At 73.5% G+C, this 17,900-nt stretch carries 16 protein-coding genes; 10 read left to right on the top strand and 6 right to left on the bottom strand.

The window, feature by feature from the left end:
• Positions 1-69: 69 nt before the first annotated feature.
• The 3 genes from ACYP53_RS25020 to ACYP53_RS25010 form a co-directional block, all read right to left on the bottom strand.
• Entirely contained in the window at positions 70-1,725 is a 1,656-nt protein-coding gene (locus tag ACYP53_RS25020; RefSeq protein WP_189926092.1) for an acyl-CoA mutase large subunit family protein, read from the bottom strand.
• Complete coding sequence (locus tag ACYP53_RS25015) at positions 1,726-2,763, bottom strand: ketoacyl-ACP synthase III family protein (protein ID WP_459649052.1); 1,038 nt, start codon at positions 2,761-2,763, stop codon at positions 1,726-1,728.
• A gap of 254 nt (positions 2,764-3,017) precedes the next feature.
• Positions 3,018-4,208: an agmatine deiminase family protein gene (locus ACYP53_RS25010; RefSeq protein ID WP_459649051.1), complete on the bottom strand. Its 1,191-nt coding sequence runs from the start codon at positions 4,206-4,208 to the stop codon at positions 3,018-3,020.
• A gap of 253 nt (positions 4,209-4,461) precedes the next feature.
• Between ACYP53_RS25010 and tatA the strand changes: the two genes are divergently transcribed.
• Positions 4,462-4,743, top strand: a complete 282-nt coding sequence (gene tatA / locus ACYP53_RS25005; RefSeq protein WP_459649050.1) for a Sec-independent protein translocase subunit TatA — start codon at positions 4,462-4,464, stop codon at positions 4,741-4,743.
• 412 nt (positions 4,744-5,155) lie between these two features.
• Here tatA and ACYP53_RS25000 read toward each other — a convergent pair whose 3' ends face one another.
• A complete protein-coding gene (locus tag ACYP53_RS25000; protein WP_459649049.1) occupies positions 5,156-5,575 on the bottom strand; it encodes an ester cyclase in 420 nt (139 codons plus the stop codon).
• Between the two features lie 111 nt (positions 5,576-5,686).
• Between ACYP53_RS25000 and ACYP53_RS24995 the strand changes: the two genes are divergently transcribed.
• The gene (locus tag ACYP53_RS24995; protein ID WP_459649048.1) at positions 5,687-6,259 is read left to right on the top strand and encodes a PadR family transcriptional regulator; all 573 of its coding nucleotides are present in this window, start codon (positions 5,687-5,689) and stop codon (positions 6,257-6,259) included.
• Positions 6,260-6,282: 23 nt separating this feature from the next.
• Positions 6,283-7,263, top strand: a complete 981-nt coding sequence (locus ACYP53_RS24990; protein WP_459649047.1) for an NADPH:quinone reductase — start codon at positions 6,283-6,285, stop codon at positions 7,261-7,263.
• Positions 7,264-7,423: 160 nt separating this feature from the next.
• On the opposite strand, the gene ACYP53_RS24985 is transcribed toward ACYP53_RS24990, so the two are convergent.
• Together ACYP53_RS24985 and ACYP53_RS24980 are read right to left on the bottom strand one after the other, a co-directional pair.
• Positions 7,424-9,199 (bottom strand): serine/threonine-protein kinase, encoded by a 1,776-nt coding sequence (locus ACYP53_RS24985; RefSeq protein ID WP_459649046.1) that lies wholly within the window; start codon positions 9,197-9,199, stop codon positions 7,424-7,426.
• 171 nt (positions 9,200-9,370) lie between these two features.
• On the bottom strand, positions 9,371-9,937 hold the full coding sequence (locus ACYP53_RS24980; RefSeq protein ID WP_459649045.1) for a TetR/AcrR family transcriptional regulator: 567 nt from the start codon (positions 9,935-9,937) through the stop codon (positions 9,371-9,373).
• A gap of 171 nt (positions 9,938-10,108) precedes the next feature.
• Here ACYP53_RS24980 and ACYP53_RS24975 point away from each other — a divergent pair, with 171 nt between their 5' ends.
• The 7 genes from ACYP53_RS24975 to ACYP53_RS24945 all read left to right on the top strand — a co-directional run bounded on the left by ACYP53_RS24975 (position 10,109) and on the right by ACYP53_RS24945 (position 17,814).
• On the top strand, positions 10,109-11,329 hold the full coding sequence (locus ACYP53_RS24975; protein WP_459649044.1) for an agmatine deiminase family protein: 1,221 nt from the start codon (positions 10,109-10,111) through the stop codon (positions 11,327-11,329).
• A 172-nt stretch (positions 11,330-11,501) separates the two neighbouring features.
• Positions 11,502-12,506: an agmatine deiminase family protein gene (locus ACYP53_RS24970; protein ID WP_459649043.1), complete on the top strand. Its 1,005-nt coding sequence runs from the start codon at positions 11,502-11,504 to the stop codon at positions 12,504-12,506.
• A 96-nt stretch (positions 12,507-12,602) separates the two neighbouring features.
• The gene (locus tag ACYP53_RS24965; RefSeq protein WP_459649042.1) at positions 12,603-14,252 is read left to right on the top strand and encodes an ABC transporter substrate-binding protein; all 1,650 of its coding nucleotides are present in this window, start codon (positions 12,603-12,605) and stop codon (positions 14,250-14,252) included.
• Positions 14,249-15,208, top strand: a complete 960-nt coding sequence (locus ACYP53_RS24960) for an ABC transporter permease (RefSeq protein ID WP_459649041.1) — start codon at positions 14,249-14,251, stop codon at positions 15,206-15,208. The genes ACYP53_RS24965 and ACYP53_RS24960 overlap by 4 nt, the downstream gene beginning before the upstream one ends.
• Entirely contained in the window at positions 15,205-16,059 is an 855-nt protein-coding gene (locus ACYP53_RS24955) for an ABC transporter permease (protein WP_459649040.1), read from the top strand. Before ACYP53_RS24960 ends, ACYP53_RS24955 begins: the two co-directional genes overlap by 4 nt.
• Positions 16,056-17,024: an ABC transporter ATP-binding protein gene (locus tag ACYP53_RS24950; protein WP_459649039.1), complete on the top strand. Its 969-nt coding sequence runs from the start codon at positions 16,056-16,058 to the stop codon at positions 17,022-17,024. The genes ACYP53_RS24955 and ACYP53_RS24950 overlap by 4 nt, the downstream gene beginning before the upstream one ends.
• Positions 17,017-17,814, top strand: coding sequence for an ABC transporter ATP-binding protein (locus ACYP53_RS24945; RefSeq protein ID WP_459649038.1), 798 nt, complete (start codon positions 17,017-17,019; stop codon positions 17,812-17,814). Before ACYP53_RS24950 ends, ACYP53_RS24945 begins: the two co-directional genes overlap by 8 nt.
• The last annotated feature ends 86 nt before the right edge of the window (positions 17,815-17,900 follow it).

Here is a 17,900-nt window from a genome sequence, read left to right as displayed (position 1 = left end):
CGGTTCGTCGACTGCTGTTCGGTTGCCGCTCGGTGCCGCTCGGGTGCCGCTCGGCTCAACGGGTGCCGCTCAGCTCAGCGGCTGCTGCCAGCCCCCGTGCCGGTCCCGGAAGACCTGGCAGCACTCGCCCAGCGTGGCGCCCGCCCGGGCCGCGTCGATCAGCACGGGCATGGTGTTCCCCTCCGAGACCACGCAGGCGTCGAGCCGCCGCAGGGCGCGGGCCACGGCGGCCTCGTCCCGGGAGCGCCGCCACCGGTCGAGCCGGGCGCGCTGACGGGGCAGCGTCTCCGGCACCGCGAAGGTGCCGACCGACTGCGCGGAGCCGGTGTCCGCGGTGTTCACCCCGACCACCACGCGCTTGCCGCTGTCGACGTCGCCGACGTCGCGGTAGGCCCGGTCGAGGATCTCGGTGTGCACCCAGCCCTGCTCGACGGCGGCCACGATCCCGCCCAGGGCGTCGATCTTCCCCAGCGTCTCGCCGATCCGGCGGTCGAACTCGTCGGTCAGGCTCTCCACGAAGTACGAGCCGGCCAGCGGGTCGATCGTCCGGGCGGCGCCCGTCTCGGCGAGCAGGATCTGCTGGGTGCGCAGCGCCGTCAGCGCGGCGTCCTCGGACGGGATGCAGAGCGCCTCGTCGTAGGCGCACAGGTGCAGGGACTGCGCGCCGCCCAGCACCGCGGACAGGCCCTGCAGCGCGGCCCTGGCCACGTTGTTGAGCGGCTGCTGCGCGGTCAGCGAGGACCCGGCGGTCTGCACGTGGAACCGCAGCCGGGTGCTGCGCGGGTCGGCGGGGGCGAAGCGCCCGGTCAGCTCCCGGTGGTAGACCCGGCGCGCCGAACGGAACTTCGCCGCCTCCTCGAAGAAGTCCCCGGCCGCGGTGAAGAAGGCCGACAGCGAACCGGCCACCTCGTCGACGGCCAGGCCGCGCGCCCGCATCTCCTCGATGGTGGCCACCGCGTTCGCGACGACCAGGGCGACCTCCAGCACCGCGTCCGCGCCGGCCTCGCGGTAGTTGTAGCCGGTGAAGCTGACCGGGTGCCAGCGCGGCAGGTTCCGGGCGCAGTACTCGACCACGTCCATCGCCAGCCGGAAGGAGAAGTGCGGGGCGAGCGTGTTCGGCGCGGTCAGGACGACCGTCTCCATCATGAAGTCGTTCTGGAGGGTGCCGGAGAGCGACGCCGGGTCGTACCCGGCCTGCTCGGCGGCGGCGAGGTACATCGCCAGCACCGCGCCCGCCGCGACCGGGTGGGACAGCACCAGCGAGACGCTGACCCGGTCCAGCGGCACGCCGTCGTACAGCGCGAGCATGTCGCCCACCGAGTCGACGGCCACGCCGCCGAGCCCGGCGTCCGCGCTGCCCCAGGCGTCGTCGCTGTCGTAGCCGCGGTTGGTGGGGTAGTCGAACACCGTGTTGACGGCGGTGGCGCCCTCCGCCAGCAGCATCCGCATCCGGCGGTTGGTGTCCTCGGCGGTGCCGAACCCGGCCAGCGGGCGGATGCTCCACCGCCGCCCGGAGTACATCGTGGGGTACACCCCGCGGGTGTACGGCGGGGCCCCGGGCACACCGAGGCCGGCGGCGTGGTCGGCCGGCAGGTCGCCGGGGCCGTACAGCGGCCGGACCGGCAGGCCGCTGTCGGTGACGGTGTCACCGACGGCGGCGCCGTGCTCCGCCCGCCAGCGGGCGACGTCCGGGTCGGCCGCCGGCGGGCGGCCGGGGCCGGCCACTCAGGCCGACCAGGGCGGTGTCGACAGGTACTCCAGCACCGCCGTGCCGAAGTGCAGGCCCGGGCCGACCCCCGCCATCAGGTAGGTCTCGCCCGGCTTGATCAGCTGCTGCTCGATCAGCCGGTCGAAGCCGATGATCTGGTCGCCGGTGCCGACGTGGCCCAGGTCGCGGCCGAGCCGGTAGGTGGAGCGCTCCTCGGTGAAGCCGAACAGCGGCAGGAGCCGGTCGGCCACCACGGCCCGGCTGGCGTTGATGTGCCCGATCCAGGAGATCTCCGACATCGATTCCAGCCCGGCGTCGGCCACCGTGCGGTCGTTCAGCTCCTGCTGCCCGTCGACCAGCAGGTCCTTCAACTGCCCGGCGACCGGCGAGTTCTGGACGAAGTGGGCGCTGCGGGTGCGCAGGTCCATCGGCTGGCCGGTGACGGCCGTCGGCGGCCAGATCGGCACGCCGGAGCGGTGCAGCTCCTCCAGCTGCGGCACGGCCTGCAGGCCCACCGACCGCAGCCGGGCGAACCCGGGCCGCTTGGTCAGCAGCACCGCCACGGCGGCGTCGCCCAGGACCATCCCGTTCAGGTGGGACCAGCGGTCGACCAGCGGCTGGGCGAAGTTGTCCGCGCCCACCACCAGCACCGAGGCGTTCTCGGGCGCCGAGCGCAGCTGCCCGACGGCCAGCTGCAGGGCGCTGAACATGCCGGTGCAGTGGGCGCGCAGCTCGACCGCCGGCGCCGAGCCGCCGATGGTGTTCTGCTGGATGTACGAGGCCGGGCTCCAGCCGTTGGGGCCCTGGTGGAACCCGGTCGCGTACAGGACGAAGGAGACGTCCGCCGGGTCCGCCCCGGACCGGTCGAAGGCGTGCCGAACGGCCCGCACCGCCATGTCCGGCGGCGCCATGTCCCCGGCGACGGGCACCTCGTCGATCTCGTTCGCGGCGAAGTCCTCGGCCGAGTAGACGCCCTCCTCGACGGCCCTGGCCGCGTTGTACTTCTCCGGCAGGTAGATCCCGATTCCTTCGATGAAGACATCGCCAACCCGCATCTGGCCTCCTCCTCCGCAGTGATCACTTCCCGGCAGTCGCCGCCAGCCTGCTGGCGACGGCTGGAGGGCCCGTCCAGCACCGCTGGAGGAACGCCCGGCCCTGCCGAGCGCCCAGGATGCCGTCGGGCCCCTCCGGGCTCAAGTCCTGGCGGATAAAGATGAGTTGGCGACGGCCGGGAGACGAGTGGGGCTACGCCAGAGGAAGTAGAGGCGGTTCGGCCGCACGGGGTTGCCGGGGGCGCGGGGCGGTGGGGTCAGCCGGCGGGCTGGTCGTGGGTGGAGCAGTGGATGCCGCCACCGCCGGAGGCGATGGTGTCGATCTGCAGGGGGACGACCTCGCGGCCCGGGAACTGGTCCCCGAAGAGCTCCTGGGCGTGGCCGTCGGCCCGGGCGTCGCCGAACTTCGGCAGGTAGACGCCCTTGTCGCCGATGTAGAAGTTCATGTACGAGGAGACGAAGGCGTCGCCGCGCCCGGTGATCCTGTCCGGGTCGGGCTGGTCGACCTCGACCACCTTGAGCTTCCTGCCGGTCGCGTCGGTGGCCTCGGCGAGGACGGCGCGGGCCTGGTCGGCGGAGCGGGACCAGACGTCCGGCGGGGTGCCGGGGAAGGCCCGGTCCAGGAAGACGACGCCGGGGGCGACGAAGCGGGCGAGGCAGTCGACATGGGCGTCGGTGATGTCCTTGCCCTTGACGCCCGCCAACCAGATCACCTTGGTGACGCCGAGCGCCTTCCTGAGCTCCGCCTCGACCTGGTCGCGGCTGCGGCCGAGGTTGCGGTTGTCGTTGACGACGGAGCTCTCGGTGACCATCAGGGTGCCCTGGCCGTCGGTCTCGAAGGAGCCGCCCTCGGCCGTGATCGGGGTTTCGAGCCGCTCGATCCCGTACTTCTCCAGGACGGCGCGGGCGATCCGGGCGTCGTTGGTGTGCTCCTGCTTTCCGCCCCAGCCGCTGAAGTTGAAGTCGATGCCCTTGACCTTGCCGCCCTCCTCGACGAACACCGGCACGGTGTCCCGGGCCCACAGGTCGTCCACCGGGACGGAGAGCAGCTCGACGTCCGAGCCGCAGGCGTTGCGGGCCGAGGACTCCTGGCCCGGGCGGACGAGCAGGACCACCGGTTCGCGCTCGCCGACGGCCCGGGCAACGGTGGCGATGTCCTTGCGGACGGCGCCGAGTTGCTCGGCCCAGACGTGCTCGGAGGCGGGCCAGGCCATGAAGGTCCGCTCGTGCTTCTCCCATTCGCCGCCGAGCCGGCGCCCGTGCGCGGGGGCCGGGGCGGGGGGCTGCGCGGGCGCGTCCCCGGCCGGGGCGGTGGTGGGGGCGGCCGGGGCCGCCGGGTCGGCCGGGTCGTCGCCTTCGGCGGCACAGGCGGTCAGACCGAGGGCGAGCACACCGGCTCCGGCGAGGCAGCGCAGCACCGTGCGGCGGGCGAGGGGGGACTGGGACACGGTGTCCTCCGGTGGGGCTGGGGGTGGAACGGCGGGGGTGGGCCGGCTGGGGCGCGGGGACCGGGGTGGATCCGTGGCCGTGGGTCGGGGTGGATCCGTGGACCGGTTCGTCCGGTATCGCCGGAACCGAACTCTCGCATTGACTGAAAAATCAGTCAAGCTTTACGGTGAAGTCAGCCGAACCACCCCGAGACGACCCGGGCCGCCGACCGCGCGGCCCCGGTCACGACGACGAAAGGCCGGGTGAGCGGCGATGCTGCGCAATGGTCTGGAGCCCTGGCACCTACTGATCATGGTGGCCGTCCTGGTGCTGCTGTTCGGCTCCAAGAAGCTGCCCGAGATGGCGCGCGGGCTGGGCAAGTCGATGCGCATCCTGAAGAGCGAGACGGCGGCCATGCGGGAGGAGTCGGCGGGCGGAGCGGCGGCCGAGCCGGCGGCGGGCCCGGCGGTGCAGCCGTCCGCGGGCGCGGCGTCCCCGGCGCACCCGGCGACCCAGGCAACCCCGGCGTCCCCGGAGGTGAAGCGGCCTGCCTGAGCGCCGCACCCGGGCGTGCTGCGGAGAGCCGTCGTCGCCCCCGCCACCCGGTGGGGGCCGGCTTTGTTCACGAGATTCGACAGCGTTTGTTCATGACTTCGGACAGCACCCCGGTCACCCCGTGTTCGATTCCTGTGGGCCACTGCGGCGGCACGGCGGTGGGTCACAGCTCCGCCGAGAGGGCCCACTCCTCGGCGAGCGGCTCACCACGGCTACGGTCGTCGGCACGGGGCTGATGTTCGTGGCCGTCGCCAGCCTCGCGGCCGCCGAGTCGCGACCGGACGCGAAGAGCTGACCACCGGCGAGGTGACATGAGACGAGGGTGGTGCGCCAGACCATGGTCTGGCGCACCACCCTCGTGCCGCCGGAAGCCGGTGGACGTTCCGGCGCTGCCGCCGACGGACCTGTGCTCTCACGGCGCGGGCACGGCACCGATCTGCTGCATCACCCCGAGGAGGTCGGGCTGGCCCCGCTCCTTGATGATCCTTCCGTCGGCCAGGTAGTAGAAGTTCATGGCCTGGACCGAGATGGTCTTTCCGCTGGCCGGGACTCCGAAGAACTCGCCCTGATGCGTTCCGCGCATGGTGAACCGGGCGGCGACCGTGTCGCCCTCGGTGACGGTCTCTTCCAGAGTCCACCGGACATCCGGGAACCCCGCGCGCATCATCGCGATCAGCTCCAGGTAGCCCTCGGGGCCCCGCAGCGGTTCCGGGTGGCTCGGCGCGTGAAACTCGGCATCCGGGGCGATGACCTCGCGGGCAAGGTCCTCGTCGGCTGTGTTGATGAACTCGACGAAGCGACTCATCACGGATTCGGTGGATTGCGGCGACATGTCGTCCGCCTCTCTCTTCGTGCACTGCCCCTCGCGACGAGCGAGCGGAAGAACCACAGTACATCGATTCGATGTGTACATCGAATCGATGAGGTGTGGGACGATAGGGCCATGCTTGACCTAGCGATACTGGGCTTCCTGGCCGAGCGGCCTCTGCCCGGACACGAACTGCGCCGCCTGCTCACGGAGCTGACGGGCTACACCCGGCCGGTGAGCGACGGCAGTCTGTACCCGGCGATCAAGCGTCTCGCCGCGGCGGGCCTGCTGGAACGGCGCGCGGACCCGGCCGCGGGCCCGGCCCGCTACATCCTGAGCGTGACCGACGCCGGGCGCACCGACCTGCTGAATCGGCTGCGCGCGCCCGCCGACCACGAGATCAGCGACTTCACGCGGTTCTTCACCGTCCTGGCGTTCCTGTCCCTCCTGCCGGACGTCGCCGAACAGCACGCGGTGCTTCGGCGGCGACTGGAGTTCCTGGAGGAGCCGGCGAGCTTCTTCTACGACGGCGACCGGCCGCTGCGTGCCGAGGACATGACCGACCCCTACCGGCGCGGCATGCTGCTGACCGCCCGCGCCATCAGCAGCGCCGAACGGGCCTGGTTGCACCAGGTTCTCGACGGTGACCAGCCAGTCACCGCGCGCACCGGGACGGACCCCTCTACGCTCGGACAACCTGTGCGCTGACCAGCCCCCGGAGGTAGCCGCTCATGCTCGCGTCCTGGTACGACCGACAGGGCCCCGCCGCCGACGTGCTGCACGTCGGCGAGCTGCCCGACCCCACCCCCGGCCCGGGCGAGGTCCGCGTCCGCGTCACCCTCTCCGGTGTCAACCCCGGCGACACCAAGAAGCGGCGCGGCTGGCTCGGCTCGTCCATGCCCTACCCACGGGTGATCCCGCACAGCGACGCCGCCGGGGTCGTCGACGCCGTGGGCGAGGGGGTCGACGGGCGTCGGGTCGGACAGCGGGTGTGGATCTACGGCGCCCAGTCCTACCGGCCGTTCGGCACGGCCGCCCAGTACACCGTCGTACCCGCCAATCTGGCTGTTCCGCTGCCCGGCCACCTCAGCGACGAACTCGGCGCGGCCCTGGGCATCCCCGGCATCACCGCCCACCGCGCCGTGTTCGCCGACGGACCGGTCGACGGCAAGCTCGTGCTGGTGCACGGCGTCCTGGGCGGGGTCGGCTCCCTGGCCGCGCAGCTCGCCCGCTGGGGCGGGGCCACGGTACTCGCCACCGTCCGGCGCGGCGCGGATCTCGCACAGGTCGACCCGGCCGTCGTGTCCCACGCCGTGGCCCTGGACCAGGGGGACCCGGCGGCGGCGATCCGCGCGTACGCGCCCGAGGGCGTGCACCGGATCGTCGAGGTGTCCCTGTCCGACAACGCAGACCTCGACAACGCCGTCATCGCGAACGGCGCGGTCATCACCGCCTACGCGACGAGCGCGGACCGGACCGAGATCCCCTTCTGGCCCCTGCTGTTCAACAACGTCACCCTGCGCCTGATCGGCAGCGACGACTTCCCCGAAGAGGCGAAACGCCAGGCAGCACGCGATCTGACCGCCGCGGCCGCCGTGGGCGCCCTGACCGTCGAAGTCGGCGACCGTTACGACCTGGCGGACATCGCCAAGGCCCACGACCGCGTCGACGCCGGCGGCCGCGGCCGCGTCCTGGTCACCCTCCCCCAGTGACCCCGCCCATCGCTCACGGCCAGCCTCATTCGGTTGGGTGACCAAACGGGCAGCAGGACTGCGCTGTTCGAATCGCCTGACCAAGCCCCGCTGTCTGAAGTCATGAACAAACGCTGTCGAATCTCATGGACAGAGCCACGGTGGGGGCCGACGACGGCTCTCAGCCGTTGCGGCGGTAGTGGTCCACGGAGACCCGGACCGGGCCGTCGCCGGGCGCGGTCGACAGCACCCGCACGACGGCGAGGTCCCGGCCGTCCGCGGACCGGACGCAGAACGCCCCGCGCGGCCCGACGGCCGCGAACGGGATCCGCCCGGCCGGCCGGCTGCCGAGCCCCTTGAGGCAGTCGGCGACACCCAGTCCGGCGTCCCGGCCGATGAAGGAGTCGGCGCTCTCCGGTACCAGGAACTCGCTCTCGCCGCGGCTGACGTACCAGGTGACGCTGTCGACCGGGACGACGGTGCCGGTGGCGAGGTCGAACTCGTAGCCGGAGTCCGCCGAGGTCAGCTCGGTCCCGCGGTAGACGGCGGCGTAGTCGGCGGCGGGTGCGGGCGGCGGCGTGGCGGTCGGGGTTGCGGTGCCGGAGCGGGTGGGGGAGGGCGGGGCCGTCGGCGTGCCCGGCGCCGGGGTGGGCGCCCCCGGCGTCGTCGGGCCGGCGATCGGGGCCTCGTCGGCCGCGGCCTCCCCCGCGTCCGGGTCGTCGAGCAGCAGGACCGCCGCCGCGGCGCCGACGGTCAGGGCGACGGCGGCGGTCAGCGCGGTGCGCCCGAGAGAGCGTCCGCGGCGGCCCCGGCCGTGGGCGCCCCCGCGCGGAACCGGGTCGCCGCCGGCCTGGCCGGGCACCCGGGCGTATCCCGGCGAGGGCGGCTGGGCGGACCCCGGCGAGGGCGCCTGAGCGGTCGCGGGCACGGGTGCGAGCACCGTCGGCGTCGGCGCCGCCGCCGGGGCGAGGACGGTCAGCGCGGAGTCCAGGCCCGGCCGGGCGGTGGCCTCGGCGGCCTCGGCGGGCACCTGGGGCAGGTCGGCGTGCCGGTCGATCTGGCTGGTCAGCGACTGCGGCAGCCAGTCCTCGGCGAAGCGGAGGTGGCCGCCCACCGCCGGGTGGCTACGGGCGGCGGCGATCACCTCGGCGGTGGTGGGGCGGTGCTCGGGCCGCTTGGCGAGGCAGCGCAGCAGCAGCTCGCGCAGGCCCTCCGGGACCCGGCCGAGGTCGGGCTCCTCGTGGACGGTGCGGTAGAGCGCCCCCAGGTCCGGGCCGTCCCCGAAGGGCGGGGTGCCGCCCGCGACGTGGACGGCGAGGGCGCCCAGCGCGTACACGTCGGTGGCCGCGGTCGAGGGCCGGCCGGTGGCCTGCTCGGGGGCCATGTAGGCGGGGGAGCCGATGCGCAGGCCGGTGCCGGTGAGCGGGACGGCGTCGGCGGCGCGGGCGATGCCGAAGTCGATCACCCGGGGGCCGTCGGGGGCGATCAGCACGTTGCCGGGCTTGAGGTCGCGGTGGACCACGCCGGTGGCGTGGATCGCCTGGAGGGCTTCGGCGATCCCGGCCATCAGCAGCAGGACGGTCCGTTCCGGGAGCGGGCCGAAGCGCTGCACCACCTGCTGGAGCGAGGGGCCCGGCACGTAGGTGGTGGCCAGCCAGGGGGTGGCGGCGTCCACGCCCGCGTCGACGACCTGGGCGGTGAACAGCCCGTGGATGCGCCGGGCGCTGGCCACCTCCTGGGCGAAGCGGGCCCGGAAGTCCGGGTCCCCGGCGAGTTCGGGCCGCACCACCTTGAGCGCCACCGGCCGGCCGCCGGGGGTGTAGGAGAGGTAGACCCTGCCCATGCCGCCGGCGCCGAGCCGGGCGTACAGCAGGTGGCCGCCGACCTCGCGCGGGTCGTCCGCGGTCAGTTCCTGGAAGACCGGCTGGAGGGTGAAGGGGGATCGGTCGGCGGACATGCGGTGGCCTCTCTGGCGGACGGGGAGGGTGGGGGCCGTATGGCGACGACGGCGTCCCCCCGGGCGGCCACGGCGCTGGGCGGCGTGGGCGGCAGCGCTGACGGCATCGCGAAGTTTAGAGGTAGGGTCAGGATAGCGGTGACGCGCTGCTCCGGGCCTCGGCGGCCGGCGCTACGGCAGTTCGGTCTCGACCGCGCTGCGGAGCAGCCGGCGGGCGTGGTCGAGGGGCAGCGAGCCGCTCAGCCACCGGACGCTGAGGCCCTCGACGAGGGTGGTGAGCCGTTCGGCGGCGGCCGCGTGCGCGGGGGCGGTGCCGGTCGGGTCGGCCCGGGCGAGGAGTTCGGCGATGTCGTGCACCCAGGTGTGGGTGGTCCTCGCCAGGTCCTCGCGGAGGTCGGGTTCGAAGACCGCGGTGGCTCTCAACTCGCCCCAGGCGGTGGAGTTCTCGCGGACTTCGGGGTGGTCCTGGAGCTCCCGGAGCAGCACCCGTCCGAGGTCGGCGCGGGGGTCCTCGGTGCGCGGCGCGGGGCCCTCGTCGGCGGTGTAGTGGTCGGCGCGGTCGCTGATGAACTCCAGCGTCCGGCGCAGCAGGCCGGCCCGGTCGGTGAAGTGGTAGTAGATCAGCGAGGTGGACACCCCGGCCTCGGCCGCCAGTTCGCCCACGCGCAGTCCGCGTACGCCACGGCGGGCGATCACCCGGGTCGCTGCTTTGAGTATTTCCGTCCGACGGTCCGACATGGTCGCTCACTCTACCGGGCCTCCTGGCTGGTCAGACAGGTTCCTGATGATCGTTTCAGGGAGTTGCCCCGGCTTTGAGCCAAAAGCTTGACTGAATTTTCAGTACGGTAGAGGATGCGGGGCAACCCTGCGGGGCAACCCCCACACCTCCCCCCTCATCCAGGGAGTGCCATGCGATCCCCCACCCCCTCCCGACGCGGCCTGCTCCGGTTCGGCGCCGCCGCCGTCCCCCTGGTCGCCCTCGGCGCCGTCCTGCCGGCGACCGCCCGGGCCGCCACGGCCGCCGGCACCACCGACGCCTCAACGGCCGGCGCCACCACGGTCGGCACCGCCACCACGGCCGGAGCCACCGCGAGGCTGCGGATGCCCGCCGAGAGCGACCGGCACGTCCGCACCTTCATGGCCTGGCCGGCCCTGTCCTCGATCTGGCAGACCCAGCTGTCGGCGGTCCGCGACGACATCGCGCGGGTCGCGTACGAGATCTCCCGCTACGAACCGGTGGTCATGGTCGCCCGCCCGGGCCAGGCCGCCGACGCCCGGTACTACTGCGGAGCCGGCGCGTACTACAGCATCACCGTCGTCGAGATCGCCAACGACGACCTGTGGATCCGCGACTTCGGCCCGACCTTCGTGGTCGCGCCGGGCGCCGTCGCCGGTGTCGACACCAACTTCAACGGCTGGGGCAAGTCCGGGACCCCGTACTACCAGCGCTACACCGAGGACGCGGCGGTCGCGGCCGCCCTCCTCGCCGAGTACGGCGTCGAGCGCGTCCGGGCCCCCTTCGTCGGCGAGGGCGGCGCGCTGGAGACGGACGGCCAGGGCACCCTGCTGGCCACCGTCAGCTCGCTGGTGAACCCCAACCGCAACCCCGGCATGTCGCAGGACCAGGTCGAACGGGCCCTGAAGACCGGCCTCGGGATGGACAAGGTGATCTGGCTGGCCGGGCTCGCCGGCCAGGACATCACCGACGACCACATCGACTGCCTGGCCCGCTTCACCGCACCCGGTCGGGTCATCCTCGACAAGCCCGGCCCCGGCACCGACCGGATCTGGGTCCAGGTCTACGAGCAGGCCAAGCAGGTGCTGCGGACCGCCACCGACGCCCAGGGCCGCCCGCTGACCGTGATCGAGCTCCCCGGCCCGGACCGGGCGCGGATCCGCGGGCGCGGCAAGGACTTCCTGTCCAGCTACACCAACTTCTACGTCGCCAACGGTGCGGTGTTCGTCCCCCAGTTCGGCGACGCCTACGCCGACGGCCTGGCCTGCACGATCCTCCAGGCCGAGTTCCCCGGCCGTGACGTCGTCCAGCTGAACATCGACACCATCGCCTCCGGCGGTGGCGGCATCCACTGCGCCACCCAGTCCCAGCCGGCCGTCCCGCCGGTGCGCTGAGACTTCCCGGCGGCCCGTCCGGTACCCCCCACGGAGACGGGCCGCCGGGGACTCGCGTTCCCACCACTCTCCCTCCCGACCGTCCCCGACCGTCCCCGGTCGGCCCCGGCCGGCCCGCGCAGCGAAGCGCCGGCCCGGCCGGACCCCAGGACCCGAACAGAAGAGGTATCCCGTGACGTACCGCATGCCGGCCGAGTGGACCGAGCACGAGGGCTGCCTGATGGCCTGGCCCGTCCGCCCGGACCTGTGGGGCGACACCCTCGACGAGGTGCAGGGCGAGTACGCGGCGGTCGCCCGCGCCATCGCCGAGTTCGAGCCGGTCACCATGGTGGCCCCGCCCGGCCACGGCGAGGAGGCGAGCGCCCGCTGCGGCGAGGGCGTCACCGTCGTGGAGCTGCCGACGGACGACTCCTGGTTCCGCGACTCCGCGCCGATCTTCGTCCTCGACGGCGAGGGCCGCCGGGCCGGCGTGGACTTCCGCTTCAACGCCTGGGGCCGCAAGCACAGCCCCTGGGACGCCGACGACCGGATCAGCGGCCTTCTGCTGGAGCACCTCGGCACCCCGGCGATCCGCTCCGAGATGATCCTGGAGGGCGGGGCGATCACCGTCGACGGCGAGGGCACGCTGATCACCACCGAGCAGTGCCTGCTGCACCCCAACCGCAACCCGGACCTGTCCCGGGAGGAGATCGAGGCGGAGCTGAAGGCGCGCCTCGGCGTCACCAAGGTGGTCTGGCTGCCGTACGGCGGCGCGCTGGACACCGAGACCGACGGGCACGTGGACGGCGTCTGCGCCTTCGTCGCCCCCGGCAAGGTCGTGGTGCAGCTCCCGGCCGACCCCGCGCACCCGGACTTCGTGCGGATGCGGGCCAACCGCACCGTGCTGGAGCACTCCACCGACGCCCAGGGCCGGCCGTTCGAGATCGTCGACCTGCCCCAGGCCGCCTTCGTCGAGGTCGACGGCCGCGAGGTGGAGGTCGGGTACCTCAACTTCTACCTGGCCAACGGCGGTGTCGTCGTGCCGGTCGCCGACCACCCCGAGGACGAGGGCGCGCTCGCCGTGCTCGCCGCCGCCTGCCCGGACCGGAAGGTCGTCGGGGTCCGGGCCCGGGTGATCGCCTACGGCGGCGGCGGCATCCACTGCATCACCCAGCAGATCCCGGCCGCCCGCGCCTGACCGCCGCGCCCGCGCCCGCGCCTGACGCCGCCCCCACCCGCGCCCGACCTCACCCGCGCCTGACCGCACCCCCGTCAGCGAACGGAGAACACCCTCATGACTCCCACCGCGCCCGCGAGACGCGCCACCGTCCGCGGTCGGTTCGTCCTCGCCACCGCCCTGCTCTCGACGGCCGCCCTGGTCGCCGCGTGCTCCGGGCCGCCCCGCGGCGGCTCCGGCCAGGCGGCGGTTCAGCTGTCCGCCGACACCCCGCCCGCCAAGGGCGAGCTCGACTCGTTCACCTGGGCCACCTACGCCGAGCCGCCCACGCTCGACTACGTCCAGGCCTTCGACTACCCGCAGAACACCGTGCTCGCGAACGTCTGCGAGAGCCTGATGCGGTGGACCCCCCAGCTCACCCTGGCCCCCGGCCTGGCCGAGAAGGCGTCCAACCCCGACCCGACCACCTGGGTCTACGACCTGCGCTCCGGCGTCCACTTCCACGACGGCTCGGTGATGACCGCCGACGACGTCGTGTACAGCCTCGGCAGGCAGACCAACCCGGACAACGCGGCGGCCTGGGCCCAGGTGTTCCAGAACGTCGACGCCGTCACCAGGACCGGCCCGCTGCAGGTCACCGTCAAGCTCAAGCAGCCCGACTCCCAGTTCCCGCAGTACATGGCGACGGCCGCCGGCGTGGTCGCGGCCAAGGCCGGGGTGGAGGCTGCGGGCAAGGACTACGGCACCGGCGGCAGCCTCGACTGCACCGGGCCGTACCAGCTCGGTACCTGGGCCAAGGGCCAGTCGATCGAACTCCGGCGCTTCGACGGCTACTGGGGCACCAAGGCCAAGTCGAAGAAGGTCGTCTTCAGCTTCCTCACCGACCCGTCCGCGCGCACCAACGCGATGCTCACCGGTGACGTCGACGGCGGCTACCTGATCCCGACCGAGAGCTACGACCGGCTGCGCGGGAGCGGCGCGGGCACGCTGTACTTCGGCGAGGGCCTGAGCACCGTCAACCTCAACGTCACCAGCATGCGGGGACCGCTCGGCGACCTCCGGGTCCGCCAGGCGCTCTCCCTCGCGCTCGACCGCTCCGGCTTCGTCAGGACCGGCCTCGCCGGGGCCGGCACCGTCACCGGCTCCCTCACCACCCGGGCCGCCTGGGCCGGCGCCCCCGAGTCCGTCCGGAAGTCGGCCTTCGAGCACCTCACGCCGACCGCCCAGGACGTCGACCGGGCCAAGGCCCTGGTCAAGGAGGCCGGCGCCGAGGGGAAGACGATCACCGTCGCCACCAGCACCATCGGCCAGGACGTGTCCCTGCTTGCCACCGCCGTCCAGGCCGCCGGGGCGAGGATCGGCCTGGACGTCCGGCTGCGGACGATCGCGCCGAACGCCTTCACCTCGCTGTTCACCGACCCCAAGGCCCGCGAGGGCCTGGACCTGTTCCCCGAGACCTACTACGACTCGGTCACCGACCCGCTCGACCTGCTCACCAACTTCAAGACCGGCGCCTACCAGAACTTCGCCGGCTACAGCGACAAGGGCTACGACGACCTCGTCGACCGGGCCACCGCCGAGTACGACCCGGCCGAGCGCGGCGCGATCGAGGCGGAGCTCCAGCGGACCGCCTCCGAGCAGCTGCTCTGGATCCCGGTCGCCGAGTGGCCCACCGCCGTCTTCCTCAACAAGCGCATCACCGGCGCCCCCACCACCATCGCGTACATGTACTACCCGTGGGCCGCCGACGTGGGAGCCGCACGGTGAACTTCCTGAGATTCGCCGCCCGGCGGCTGGCCGAGATGGCCGCCACCCTGCTCGGCGCGTCCTTCGTGGTCTTCGGCGCGATGTACCTCGCGCCGGGGAGCCCGGCGAGCTTCCTGCTGTCCGGCCGGTCGGCCTCGCCGGCCGCCCTGCAGGCGATCAACGAGCAGTACCACCTCGACGACCCCTTCCTGGTCCGCTACCTCCGCTGGCTCGGCCAGGTGCTGCACGGCGACTTCGGGCGTTCCATCACCTACCGCACCGACGTGTCCACGCTGCTCGCCGACCGGCTGCCCGCCACCCTGACCCTGGTGGCCATGGCGCTGCTGGTGGTCGTCGTGATCGGCCTGGCGCTCGGCTGGATCGGCGCGGTGCGCGGCGGCGCCACCGACTCGACGATCCTGCTGACCACCACGCTCGCGGTCGGCACCCCCTCCTTCGTCGCGGCCGTCCTGCTCCAGGGCCTGTTCGCGGTCAAGCTGGGCTGGTTCCCGACCAGCGGCACCGGCGACGGCTTCGCCGACCTGCTGTGGCACCTCACCCTGCCGGCGGTCGCCCTCGCGCTGTACCTGATCGGGATGCTCGCCCGGGTCACCCGCTCCGCGATGCTGGAGGCCCTGGACGGCGAGCACGTGGCCGTCGCCCGCAGCCGCGGCGTGCCGGAGCGGGAGGTGATCCGCCGCCACGTGTTCCGCAACTCGCTGGGCACCGTGCTGACCACCGGCGGCCTGATCGTCTCCACCCTGCTGGTCTGCACGATCCTGGTGGAGTCCGCGTTCAGCATCGGCGGCATCGGTCAGCTCCTCGAACTGTCCACCAGCACCAAGGACTTCCCGACCGTCCAGGCCATCTCGCTGCTCATCGTCGCCCTGTTCATGACGGTGAACCTGGTCGTCGACCTGCTCCACCCGCTGGTCGACCCCCGGGTCACCCTCGGCGCGAGGAGGTCCGAGGCATGAGCGCCGTCCTCACCCGCCGACCAGGCCTCGGCCGGCTCAAGTCCGCCCGCGCCCCGCTCCACCTGGCCTGCCTCGGCTTCGTCGCCCTGGTCGTGCTCGCCGCCCTGCTCGCCGCCTGGGCGGCACCGGACGACCCGAACGCCGTCGACCTCGGCAACGCCCTCGCCGGGCCCTCGCCCGACCACCTGCTCGGCGTCGACGCGGCCGGCCGGGACACCCTCTCCCGGCTCCTGCTCGGCGCCCGCACCTCGCTGCTCGGCCCGCTCGGCGTGGTCGCCTTCTCCACCGTCGCGGGCGTCCTGGTCGGCGTGGTGGCCGGCTGGCGCGGCGGCTGGCTCGACTCCGTCCTGTCCCGCAGCACCGAACTGGTCTTCGCCTTCCCCGGCATGCTGCTCGCCATCCTGATCGTCTCGGTGTACGGGGAGGGCCTGCTCGCCCCCGTCCTCGCCCTGGCGATCGCCTACCTGCCGTACGTCTCGCGGCTGACCCGCTCCCTGGTGCTGGCCGAACGGGAACGGCCCTACGTCAGCGCCTACCGGGTGCAGGGCCACTCCGCCGCGCAGATCTGCCTGCGGCACGTCCTGCCCAACATCGCACCCGTCGTCCTCGCCCAGTCCACCATCAACTTCGGGTACGCCCTGATGGACCTGGCCGGCCTCTCCTTCCTCGGGCTGGGCGTGCCCGCGCTCACCCCCGACTGGGGACGGATGGTCTTCGACGGCCAGACCGCGATCCAGCACGGCTACCCGCTCTCCGCCGTCCTGCCCTGCGTCCTCATCGTGCTCACCGTCGTGGCCTTCAACGTCGTCGGCGAGCGCTGGGCCGACCGCGTCGCCCGGAGGACCCCGTGAACCACCCGGAGGAGCGCGTGAACGCCCTCGACATCCGCGGCCTGCGGCTCCACCTGCCCGGTGCCGCCCGGCCCGTCCTCGACGGGGTCGACCTGACCGTCGCCCCCGGCGAGACCGTCGCCCTGGTCGGCGAGTCCGGCTCCGGCAAGAGCCTCACCTCGCGCAGCGCCCTCGGCCTGCTGCCGCCCGGCGCCACCACCGGCGGCAGCGTGCTCGTCGACGGTGAGGACGTCCTGACCATGGGCCCCGACCGGCTGCGCGCGCTGCGCACCGGCCGGGCGGCGATGGTCTTCCAGGACCCCCGCGCCGCCGTCAACCCGCTGCGCCGCATCGGCGACTTCCTCACCGAGGGCGTGCGCCGCACCGGCGTCCTGGGCAAGGCGGACGCCGACCGGCGGGCGGCCGAACTCCTCGACGCCGTCGGCCTCGGCCCGGAACTGCTGCGCCGCTACCCCGGCCAGCTCTCCGGCGGCATGCTCCAGCGCGTCATGATCGCCGGCGCGCTGATGGGCGACCCGGTCCTGCTGCTCGCCGACGAGCCCACCACCGCGCTCGACGTCACCAGCCAGGCCGAGGTCATCGCGCTCCTCGGCCGGCTTCGCGAACGCTTCGGCACCGGCCTGCTGTTCGTCACCCACGACCTCGGGCTCGCCGCCGCCATCAGCGACCGGGTCCACGTGATGTACGCCGGGCGGATCGTCGAGAGCGGCCCCGCCGAGGCGCTGTTCGAGCGGCCCCGCCACCCGTACACCGCCGCCCTGCTCGCCGCCACCCCGAGGCTGGACGCCCGGCCCGGCCGGCTCGCCGCCATCGACGGCCAACCGCCGGACCTGCGACAGGACCTGACCGGCTGCGCGTTCGCCGCCCGCTGCCCGTACGCGACCGGGCTGTGCCACGAGGAGGCCCCCGGGCCGTGGCCGGTCGCCTGCCACCACCCGCTCGAAGGGAACCCCGCCGATGACTGAGGCCGTCCTGCAGGTCACCGGGCTGTGCCGGGCCTTCGGCAGCGTACGGGCCGTCGACGAGGTGTCGTTCAGCCTCCCGGCCGGCGGCTCGCTCGGCATCGTCGGCGAGTCGGGCTCCGGCAAGACCACCACCGCCCGCATCGTCGTCGGCCTCGAACAGGCCGACGCGGGCGAGGTGCTGGTCCGCGGCCGGGCCAGGACCGGGCGGGCCCGGGGCCGGGCCGAACGGCTGGCCCGCGCCCGCGAGGTGCAGATGGTCTTCCAGGACCCGTACCTCTCGCTGGACCCGCGCACCAGCGTGGAAGCCGTCCTGCGGGAGACCCTGCGGCTGCACTTCCCCGGCACCGACCACACGACCCGGATCCGGGAACTCCTCGACCAGGTCGGCCTCGGCACCAGGGCGGCCGACGCGCTGCCCCGTCAACTCTCCGGCGGCCAGCGCCAACGCGTCGCCATCGCCCGGGCGCTGGCCGTCGAACCGGCGGTGCTGGTGCTGGACGAGGCGGTCGCCGCCCTGGACGTCTCGGTCCAGGCGCAGGTGCTCAACCTGCTCGCCGACATCCGCGAACGGACCGGCGTCGGCTACCTGTTCATCACCCACGACCTCGGCGTCGTCCGCTGCGTCACCGACGAGGTGGTCGTGATGCGCCACGGGCGGATCGTCGAGGCGGGCCCCACCACCGAGGTCCTGGACGCCCCGCGGCACGCCTACACCCGGCTGCTGCTGGAGTCCGTCCCCCGGCCCGGCTGGGATCCCGACCGGATCGCCGCCGCGCGCCGCGCACTGTGAGCCGGCCCGGGTCCGGCGGCGCGAGCGGGAGGTGGGCCGGAGTGTGAAGCGGGCCCCAGGAGGGGATTCCCTCGATCGGCGGAGGC

The organism is Kitasatospora sp. Ki12 (assembly GCF_054601375.1).
The sequence above is the reverse complement of the archived record's forward strand: the minus strand, read 5'-3'. Positions and strand labels throughout refer to the sequence as shown.

What these genes read in the sequence shown, in the direction of transcription:
- ACYP53_RS25015 (WP_459649052.1), bottom strand. Translation starts at nt 2,763, where the DNA reads ATGCGGGTTGGCGATGTCTTCATCGAAGGAATCGGGATCTACCTGCCG.
- tatA (WP_459649050.1), top strand. Translation starts at nt 4,462, where the DNA reads ATGCTGCGCAATGGTCTGGAGCCCTGGCACCTACTGATCATGGTGGCC.
- ACYP53_RS25000 (WP_459649049.1), bottom strand. Translation starts at nt 5,575, where the DNA reads ATGTCGCCGCAATCCACCGAATCCGTGATGAGTCGCTTCGTCGAGTTC.
- ACYP53_RS24995 (WP_459649048.1), top strand. Translation starts at nt 5,687, where the DNA reads ATGCTTGACCTAGCGATACTGGGCTTCCTGGCCGAGCGGCCTCTGCCC.
- ACYP53_RS24990 (WP_459649047.1), top strand. Translation starts at nt 6,283, where the DNA reads ATGCTCGCGTCCTGGTACGACCGACAGGGCCCCGCCGCCGACGTGCTG.
- ACYP53_RS24985 (WP_459649046.1), bottom strand. Translation starts at nt 9,199, where the DNA reads ATGTCCGCCGACCGATCCCCCTTCACCCTCCAGCCGGTCTTCCAGGAA.
- ACYP53_RS24980 (WP_459649045.1), bottom strand. Translation starts at nt 9,937, where the DNA reads ATGTCGGACCGTCGGACGGAAATACTCAAAGCAGCGACCCGGGTGATC.
- ACYP53_RS24975 (WP_459649044.1), top strand. Translation starts at nt 10,109, where the DNA reads ATGCGATCCCCCACCCCCTCCCGACGCGGCCTGCTCCGGTTCGGCGCC.
- ACYP53_RS24965 (WP_459649042.1), top strand. Translation starts at nt 12,603, where the DNA reads ATGACTCCCACCGCGCCCGCGAGACGCGCCACCGTCCGCGGTCGGTTC.
- ACYP53_RS24955 (WP_459649040.1), top strand. Translation starts at nt 15,205, where the DNA reads ATGAGCGCCGTCCTCACCCGCCGACCAGGCCTCGGCCGGCTCAAGTCC.
- ACYP53_RS24945 (WP_459649038.1), top strand. Translation starts at nt 17,017, where the DNA reads ATGACTGAGGCCGTCCTGCAGGTCACCGGGCTGTGCCGGGCCTTCGGC.